This is a genomic window from Pseudomonas sp. PA-1-3F (assembly GCF_021609665.1).
Lineage (GTDB): Bacteria > Pseudomonadota > Gammaproteobacteria > Pseudomonadales > Pseudomonadaceae > Aquipseudomonas > Aquipseudomonas paracarnis.
Genome location: NZ_WJZD01000055.1, coordinates 24,313 through 32,951 on the forward strand (window position 1 = coordinate 24,313; position 8,639 = coordinate 32,951).

An 8,639-nucleotide genomic window follows, 5' to 3' on the forward strand; every position below is an offset into this window, starting at 1 on the left:
GCCGCAGCCTCCGTGGAAGAACCTAATGAAAAGCGCAGAAATCCGTGAAGCCTTCCTTCGCTTCTTCGAAGAGCAAGGTCACACCCGTGTAGCCTCCAGCTCCTTGATCCCAGGCAATGACCCAACCCTGCTGTTCACTAACGCGGGGATGAACCAGTTCAAGGACTGCTTCCTGGGCCAGGAAAAGCGCGCCTACACCCGCGCTACCAGCAGCCAGAAGTGCGTACGCGCCGGCGGCAAGAACAGTGACCTGGAAAACGTCGGCTACACCGCTCGTCACCACACCTTTTTCGAGATGCTGGGTAACTTCAGCTTCGGCGACTATTTCAAGAAAGACGCGATCACGTTCGCCTGGACCTTCCTCACCGGCGTGCTGAAGCTGCCCAAGGAAAAGCTCTGGGTCACCGTGTACGCGACGGACGATGAAGCGTATGACATCTGGACCCAGGAAATCGGTGTACCTGCCGAGCGCATGATCCGTATCGGTGACAACAAAGGCGCGCCCTACGCGTCCGATAACTTCTGGACCATGGGCGATACCGGCCCGTGCGGCCCGTGCACCGAGATTTTCTATGATCACGGCGACGATATCTGGGGTGGCCCGCCAGGCTCGCCGGAAGAAGACGGCGACCGTTACATCGAGATCTGGAACAACGTGTTCATGCAGTTCAACCGCACCGCCGATGGCGTGTTGCATCCGCTGCCGGCACCGTCGGTGGACACCGGCATGGGCCTGGAGCGGATCAGTGCGGTGATGCAGCACGTTCACTCCAACTACGAAATCGACCTGTTCACCAACCTGCTGAGCGCCTCGGCGGCAGCCATTGGCTGCGCCAATGAAGGCCAGTCTTCGCTCAAGGTGGTGTCGGACCACATCCGTTCCTGCGGTTTTCTGATCGCCGACGGCGTGCTGCCTTCCAACGAAGGCCGTGGCTACGTGCTGCGTCGCATCATCCGTCGTGCGTGCCGCCACGGTAACAAGCTGGGCGCTACCGGCAGCTTCTTCTACAAGATCGTGGCCGCGCTGGTTGCCGAGATGGGCGATGCCTTCCCGGAACTCAAGCAACAGCAAAGCAACATCGAGCGGGTGCTCAAGGCTGAAGAAGAGCAGTTCTCCAAGACCCTGGAGCATGGCCTGAAAATTCTGGAACAGGACCTGGCTGAACTCAAAGGCACCGTGGTGCCGGGTGATGTGGTGTTCAAGCTGTACGACACCTATGGTTTCCCGATGGACCTGACTGCCGACATCGCCCGCGAGCGTGAGTTGACCGTCGACGAAGCCGGTTTCGAGCGTGAGATGGAAGCCCAGCGCGTGCGCGCACGTTCGGCCAGCTCCTTTGGCCTGGACTACAACACCCTGGTCAAGGTTGACGTACCGACCGAGTTCACCGGCTACAAAGCCACTGCGGGCTCGGCCAAGATCGTCGCCATCTATAAAGACGGCAAGTCGGTCGACGTGTTGAGCGAAGGTGAAGAGGCGGTTGTGGTGCTGGACCAGACGCCGTTCTATGCCGAGTCGGGTGGCCAGATTGGCGATTGCGGTTTCCTGAGCTCGACATCCGGTCGTTTTGATGTGCGCGACACCACCAAGACCGGCGGGGCTTTCCTGCATCACGGTGTGCTGGTGCTGGGCAACTTGACCGTGGGCGCACCGGTAGACACCCAGGTGGATGCCGACGTACGGCATGCCACGGCGTTGAACCACTCGGCCACTCACTTGCTGCACGCCGCGCTGCGCCAGGTACTGGGCGAGCACGTGCAGCAAAAAGGTTCGTTGGTGGACAGCCAGCGCCTGCGCTTTGACTTCAGCCACTTTGAAGCGATCAAGCCTGAGCAGATCAAGGCCCTGGAAGACATCGTCAACGCCGAGATTCGCAAGAACACCCCGGTTGAAACCGAAGAAACCGATATCGAGACCGCCAGGAATAAAGGCGCCATGGCGCTGTTTGGCGAGAAGTACGGCGACGAAGTCCGCGTACTGAGCATGGGCGGCAGCTTCTCGGTAGAACTCTGTGGTGGCATCCACGCCAACCGCACCGGCGATATCGGCCTGCTGAAGATCATCAGCGAAGGTGGTGTGGCCTCGGGCGTACGTCGTATTGAAGCGGTAACCGGTGCTGCGGCCCTGGCTTATCTCAATGCAGCCGAAGAACAACTCAAGGAAGCGGCCGGCCTGGTCAAGGGCAGCCGCGACAACCTGATCGACAAGCTGTCCGCCGTGCTGGAGCGCAACCGTGCGCTTGAGAAACAGCTGGAGCAGTTGCAGGCCAAGGCGGCGAGCGCTGCGGGCGATGACCTGTCGGCCGCGGCGGTTGACGTCAAGGACGTAAAAGTCCTGGCTGCGCGCCTGGACGGCCAGGATGGCAAGGCGCTGTTGGCCTTGGTCGATCAGTTGAAGAACAAGCTCGGCCGCGCAGTGATCCTGCTCGGCAGTGTCCATGAGGATAAGGTCGTTCTGGTTGCTGGTGTAACCAAGGACCTGACTGGCCAACTCAAAGCCGGTGATTTGATGAAGCAAGCCGCTGCGACAGTGGGTGGCAAGGGCGGTGGTCGTCCGGACATGGCGCAAGGCGGTGGTGTCGATGCCGCAGCCCTGGACGCGGCGCTGGCCTTGACCGTGCCATTTGTCGAGGCAGGTATTTAAAGCACTGTTAACCGGCCCGTGGTCTAGTCACGGGCTTGTTCAGTGCGGGTGGATTGGAAATTAGGCGCCCCTTTACGGGCTGAGGCGGCTTGGAAATGGCTTTGATCGTACAGAAATTTGGAGGCACCTCGGTCGGTTCTGTCGAAAGAATCGAGCAGGTCGCCGACAAGGTTAAGAAGTTCCGCGATGCTGGCGATGACCTGGTAGTGGTGCTGTCGGCCATGAGTGGCGAGACCAATCGCCTGATCGATCTGGCCAAGGCCATCAGCGGTGATCAACAGCCGCTGCCGCGCGAGCTGGATGTGATTGTCTCCACGGGCGAGCAGGTAACCATTGCGCTGTTGGCCATGGCGCTGAACAAGCGTGGCGTGCCAGCGGTGTCCTACACTGGTAGTCAGGTGCGCATTCTTACAGACAGCGCACATACCAAGGCGCGGATCCTGCAGATTGATGATCAGAAAATTCGCACTGATCTGAAAGCAGGCCGTGTGGTAGTTGTAGCGGGTTTCCAGGGCGTGGATGAGCACGGCAACATCACCACGCTGGGTCGTGGCGGTTCGGACACCACCGGTGTGGCCCTGGCGGCAGCGCTCAAGGCTGACGAATGCCAGATCTATACCGATGTGGATGGCGTCTACACCACTGACCCACGCGTCGTGCCAGTGGCCCAACGGCTGGACAAGATCACCTTTGAAGAAATGCTGGAAATGGCCAGCCTTGGTTCCAAGGTGTTGCAGATTCGTGCGGTGGAGTTCGCCGGCAAGTACAACGTTCCGCTGCGCGTATTGCACAGCTTCAAGGAGGGTCCGGGCACCCTCATTACTATTGATGAAGAGGAATCCATGGAACAGCCGATCATTTCCGGCATCGCTTTCAATCGCGATGAAGCCAAGCTGACGATCCGTGGCGTGCCAGACACCCCAGGCGTGGCTTTCAAGATTCTGGGGCCTGTCAGCGATGCGAATGTTGAAGTCGACATGATCGTGCAGAACGTTTCGCACGACAACACCACCGATTTCACCTTCACCGTGCATCGCAATGAATACGATGCAGCATTGAAAATCCTGCAGAACACTGCGAGCGAGATTGGCGCGCGTGAAGTGGTCGGCGATACCAAGATTGCAAAGGTGTCGATCGTCGGGGTGGGCATGCGTTCCCATGCTGGCGTTGCCAGCCGTATGTTCGGGGCTCTTGCCAAAGAAGGTATCAACATCCAGATGATTTCCACCTCGGAAATCAAAGTCTCGGTCGTCCTCGAAGAGAAGTACCTGGAGCTGGCTGTACGCGCGCTGCATACGGCTTTTGAGTTGGATGCGCCGGCCCGACAGGGCGAGTGATGCATTGCCAGGAAGGCGCGGTTTACCGCGCCTTTCATTTTTTTGTGGGGTACATGGTCTTTTGCATGGGCTCGACAATACTTAGCGAGTAGGGCTACGACCTTTTGGTTGTAGGTCGAATGCTTTTTTTTTGCAGACTGTTGTTCCTGAACTGAAATGCGTGAGGTGAAAGGTATGCTGATTCTGACTCGTCGTTGCGCAGAAAGCCTGATTATCGGTGATGGCGAAATCACTGTGACCGTGCTCGGCGTCAAAGGCAATCAAGTACGTATTGGGGTTAACGCTCCGAAAGAGGTGGCGGTCCACCGCGAGGAAATCTACCTGCGGATCAAGAAAGAGAAGGACGAAGAACCAAGCCTTTAATTTTTATCGTTTTTTATGTTTGCAAACGGGGAGGAACGTGGTTAATATACGCCCCGTGTTGCGGAGAGCTGGCCGAGTGGCCGAAGGCGCTCCCCTGCTAAGGGAGTACACCTCAAAAGGGTGTCGGGGGTTCGAATCCCCCGTTCTCCGCCATTATTTGCTTAGTACGTTGCAATCTGGTTTTTTCGGTAAGTTGTTGAAAATACTCGAAAAAATAGCTTTACATAGAGATTGAACGGCCTATAATGCGCGGCAACAAATGCACTCGTAGCTCAGCTGGATAGAGTACTCGGCTACGAACCGAGCGGTCACAGGTTCGAATCCTGTCGAGTGCACCATTTAAGAGTTAGTTGCAGCGATGCAGGTAGCTTGGCTTCAACCAGTTGTGATCTGGTCTAAAAACACAATCTGCACTCGTAGCTCAGCTGGATAGAGTACTCGGCTACGAACCGAGCGGTCACAGGTTCGAATCCTGTCGAGTGCACCATACAAACAAAAAGCCCGCCTAGTGCGGGCTTTTTGCCGTCTGGGGTTTGTATAGGCTTTATCCGGCGTCCTCCTTTTTCTCCCTCCTCATGTGTTTTCCCATGCGTCTGCGTCGTCGCAGTTCATAGATGCAGCCAATACTGAGCTTTGGCGTGCAAGCGCTTGTTCTTTCCAGTTTTTTAACGTTTAAAACGTCCGGGCGGTGTATCATGCGCCCGTCAGCCCCGCCGGGGCTTGTGGAATACCTCCATGGACTTACCCAGTAGTTACTCAGTACCCCGTTTTACCAATCATGAATTGACTGATTGATCCTTCCGGCGTGCCCCGCTGCTGGGAGTGGAGTTCGCCTATGACCGAAGTAGAAGTAAAGAAAACACAAGAAAGCCTGCAGGATCGTCTGGCTCAAGTTATCGAGCTGCTGCAGCGCCAGCGCGTGGTCGAAGACCTCACGCACCGCCAGGAAGGTCCGAACCACGACCGCGTCGAAAACCTGGTTCACCGGCAAAACCTCGTCGAGTTGCAACGCAAGCTCGATGACCTGCACTCCGCCGACGTCGCCTACATTCTTGAAGCCTTGCCGTTGGATGACCGACTGACCCTGTGGCAGTTGGTGAAGGCTGATCGCGACGGTGACATCCTTCTGGAAGTATCGGACTCGGTGCGTGAGACGCTCATCGCCGACATGGATGACCACGAACTCCTGGCTGCCGCCAAGGAGATGGATGCGGACGAGCTTGCTGACCTGGCCCCTGAGCTGCCCCGTGATGTTGTCCATGAGTTGATGGAAGCGCTCGACACGCAGCAGCGTGAGCGTGTGCGTTCCGCGCTGTCGTACGACGAGGATCAGGTCGGCGCCCTGATGGACTTCGAGATGGTCACCATCCGCGAAGACGTCAGCCTGGAAGTGGTGCTGCGTTACCTGCGCCGCCTCAAAGAGTTGCCCGGCCACACCGACAAATTGTTTGTGGTCGACTATGAGGGCATCCTCAAAGGCGTTTTGCCGATCAAGCGCCTGCTGGTCAATGATCCGGAGAAAAAAGTTGCTGACCTGATGGCCAGCGATACCGTGAGCTTCCACCCGGACGAAGATGCCTACGACGCGGCCCAGGCATTCGAGCGTTACGACTTGATCTCGGCTCCGGTGGTAGATAAGAACGGCAAGTTGATCGGTCGTCTGACCATCGATGAAATCGTCGACTTGATCCGTGAGGAAAGTGAAACCGAAGTCCTCAACATGGCGGGTTTGCGTGAAGAGGAAGATATTTTCGCGTCGGTCTGGCGTTCACTGCATAACCGCTGGGCCTGGCTGGCTATCAATCTGATTACCGCGTTTATCGCTTCTCGCGTGATCGGGTTGTTTGAAGGCTCCATCGAGAAGCTGGTTGCCTTGGCGGCGTTGATGCCGATTGTGGCGGGCATTGGCGGCAACTCCGGGAACCAGACCATCACCATGATCGTGCGCGCCATGGCGCTGGACCAGGTCAGTACCGCCAATTCCTCACGGCTGTTGCGCAAGGAACTGGCTGTAGGCCTCATAAACGGATTGGTGTGGGGGGGCGTGATTGGCGTGGTGGCCTACTTGCTCTACGGCAGTTGGTCCCTAGGTGTGGTCATGACTGCGGCCATGACCCTTAACCTGTTGCTGGCGGCCTTGATGGGGGTATTGATCCCCATGACCTTGGCGCGTCTAGGTCGCGATCCCGCCATGGGTGCCAGTGTGATGATCACGGCCATGACTGACAGTGGTGGTTTCTTCATCTTCTTGGGCCTGGCAACGATCTTCCTGCTCTGACCCTTCCCGCGGGGGCAAACCTGCCCTCGCTTTGCTTCTTATTCCCAAACTCGACGCAAAAAAAAGCCAGCACAGGGCTGGCTTCGGCTTTCAGGTGTCAATCAATTGGCTTCTGCGGCCGCCTCCACGTCGTGCGCGATAAGCGAGACGAGAGCATTTTGCTGGCGGTGGGAGAGCTGACGAAAACGCTGCAGCAGTTCGCGTTCGTGCAGTGACAGCTCGGGGCTGTCCAGGCGCATGCTCAGCTCTTCACCCAAGGCACCTTCCTGAATAAGGCTTTGTTCCAGGCGTGCGATGATTTCGGAGTTCATGCTGCGGTGATGATTGCGAGCCACCTCGGCAATGCGTTCCCGCATTCCGTCTGGCAGACGTACGACGAATTTGTCAGCCGTACGGCTGGAATAAATTGCCTGTTTCAATGGGCGCATATATTTAACCGGTTAGTTCAGGGGAGCGGTTTCTGGAATTGGCCGCAAGATGAGTGTTAAGACAAGGCTCACGACCAAAGTTCAACGCGAATTGCAAAGAGGCCGCATCATGCCTCAGATTTGCCATTTCATTGGCGTCAATTCTGTGACAAATATTGAACCGCCTAAAGGCTTTATGCCAGTACTGATTTGCGTTTTTGCGGACTGGTTGGAAAAATTTCCCGCAGCTGCAGCGAAGCTCGGCAACCTTCGTCCAGGCCAGCGCGGAATCTGAGTCGAAGGGTGTCCTTTCTATAGGGATATGGCCTTTTGCCCGCAAGCTTAAGGTTAGTAGTTGTTCGGCTATTTACGAGTGTCAGGCGACATAAGGTAGGGAGAAGGGGCGGCGGGGGAGGGCTAGCGAAGGAGTGGATCGAATTTGATTCGGCGACCCTTGATGAGTGCAATTATCAGTAGGCTGCCCAGCACGGCGCTTGCGACGAAGGCTAGGGTTTGAGCTTGTTGTGAGGTGGCTCCCAGGCCTAGTGCGGCGGACATGAGGGTCAGGCACAGAAATAACCAGGCAGATTTGGACATGAATATTTTCTCAGAAAACCCAATGCTCGGCCGCTGGGGCAGATTGGGTTTCTTGGGTCAGGCGGATGGGGGGCTGGGGGTTGGCAGTCATCAGTGCGAGTTGAGGGCGCTGTTGCAGATGGTGGGGAATGGCTTGGCTGATTTGCGCGCCGTCTTCAGTATTGGTCGGCTGAAAATGAAACGTCACCACCGCGGCCAGTGCCACAGCGTTCAGTGCTAATAGAAGGGCGCTGTTCATAGTCATGGTCTCCACGGTGCCTGGAACGATTGGTTGTGTATGTATGACTTTGCAGATGTCGTGCCAACCTATTAGGCCAATAAAAACAAAGAGTTAGATTTGATTTGTGGGGTTTTGAGGTTGCAGTTTGCAATGATGGCATATTGGCGCAGTGCAATTTGCACGATGCATCTGAAGGCTTTGGTCTGCAGCGAGAGGCTTTGAATGCATTCGCAGGGATCGGCCTACATTCAAAATGCCAACGGACGACATGACAAAACCAGCCTCGGCCGTTAAGATGCACGCCGTCTGTCGCTAGCCCTTCCGGGTAAGCATTTGGTATTTGTCCCAGTAGCTCAATTGGATAGAGCATCCCCCTCCTAAGGGGAAGGTTGGCCGTTCGAACCGGCCCTGGGACACCATCTCTGTTGAGCTTTCCCTTTCCGGTATTCGCCGGTCTAAAAAAACAGTCTTTCTCGCTCCTCGCTTTCGCAGGTCTCGGCCGGGCTTCTTCCGGTTGGAGTTCGATGCATTTGTGTGGGAGGGGTATTCACGCCCCAGGGCTATACGCTTCTTCTTATATAGAAGAGGCGGCGAGGCATCCTGATTTTATAGGCGAATGTGTTTTTAACTTTTTTGCGAATAAGGGGTTGACGTTCATGGCGATCCCTGTAGAATTCGCCTCCCGCTTACGAGAGATCGCAAGCGCAAGTGGTTGAAGTTGTTGAAGAAATCTTCGAAAACTTCTGAAAATAACCACTTGACAGCAAATGAGGCTGCTGTAGAATGCGCGCCT

At 56.3% G+C, this 8,639-nt stretch carries 8 protein-coding genes and 4 tRNA genes; 9 read left to right on the top strand and 3 right to left on the bottom strand.

Annotated features, from left to right (window positions below; genetic code table 11):
- Positions 1-25 precede the first annotated feature (25 nt).
- The 7 genes from alaS (at position 26) to mgtE (ending at position 6,622) form a co-directional block, all read left to right on the top strand.
- Positions 26-2,644, top strand: a complete 2,619-nt coding sequence (gene alaS / locus GIV26_RS26050; RefSeq protein WP_014719590.1) for an alanine--tRNA ligase — start codon at positions 26-28, stop codon at positions 2,642-2,644.
- 95 nt (positions 2,645-2,739) lie between these two features.
- Entirely contained in the window at positions 2,740-3,981 is a 1,242-nt protein-coding gene (locus GIV26_RS26055) for an aspartate kinase (RefSeq protein WP_003193595.1), read from the top strand.
- Between the two features lie 174 nt (positions 3,982-4,155).
- Positions 4,156-4,344, top strand: coding sequence for a carbon storage regulator CsrA (gene csrA, locus GIV26_RS26060; protein ID WP_003175645.1), 189 nt, complete (start codon positions 4,156-4,158; stop codon positions 4,342-4,344).
- A 62-nt stretch (positions 4,345-4,406) separates the two neighbouring features.
- Positions 4,407-4,497 (top strand) — tRNA-Ser (locus GIV26_RS26065).
- Positions 4,498-4,605: 108 nt separating this feature from the next.
- A tRNA-Arg gene (locus tag GIV26_RS26070) sits at positions 4,606-4,682 on the top strand.
- 72 nt (positions 4,683-4,754) lie between these two features.
- Positions 4,755-4,831, top strand: a tRNA-Arg gene (locus GIV26_RS26075).
- 348 nt (positions 4,832-5,179) lie between these two features.
- A complete protein-coding gene (gene mgtE / locus GIV26_RS26080) occupies positions 5,180-6,622 on the top strand; it encodes a magnesium transporter (protein ID WP_003193593.1) in 1,443 nt (480 codons plus the stop codon).
- Between the two features lie 101 nt (positions 6,623-6,723).
- On the opposite strand, the gene GIV26_RS26085 is transcribed toward mgtE, so the two are convergent.
- Positions 6,724-7,050, bottom strand: a complete 327-nt coding sequence (locus GIV26_RS26085; RefSeq protein WP_003193592.1) for an Arc family DNA-binding protein — start codon at positions 7,048-7,050, stop codon at positions 6,724-6,726.
- A 49-nt stretch (positions 7,051-7,099) separates the two neighbouring features.
- On the opposite strand from GIV26_RS26085, the gene GIV26_RS26090 reads away from it, so the two are divergent.
- Entirely contained in the window at positions 7,100-7,324 is a 225-nt protein-coding gene (locus GIV26_RS26090) for a hypothetical protein (protein ID WP_106117681.1), read from the top strand.
- A 122-nt stretch (positions 7,325-7,446) separates the two neighbouring features.
- Here GIV26_RS26090 and GIV26_RS26095 read toward each other — a convergent pair whose 3' ends face one another.
- Both GIV26_RS26095 and GIV26_RS26100 read right to left on the bottom strand, forming a co-directional pair.
- Positions 7,447-7,626, bottom strand: a complete 180-nt coding sequence (locus GIV26_RS26095) for a PA3371 family protein (RefSeq protein WP_034128463.1) — start codon at positions 7,624-7,626, stop codon at positions 7,447-7,449.
- Positions 7,627-7,636: 10 nt separating this feature from the next.
- On the bottom strand, positions 7,637-7,864 hold the full coding sequence (locus GIV26_RS26100) for a hypothetical protein (protein ID WP_054896750.1): 228 nt from the start codon (positions 7,862-7,864) through the stop codon (positions 7,637-7,639).
- A 324-nt stretch (positions 7,865-8,188) separates the two neighbouring features.
- Between GIV26_RS26100 and GIV26_RS26105 the strand changes: the two genes are divergently transcribed.
- Positions 8,189-8,265: transfer RNA gene (locus GIV26_RS26105), tRNA-Arg, on the top strand.
- Positions 8,266-8,639 lie beyond the last annotated feature (374 nt).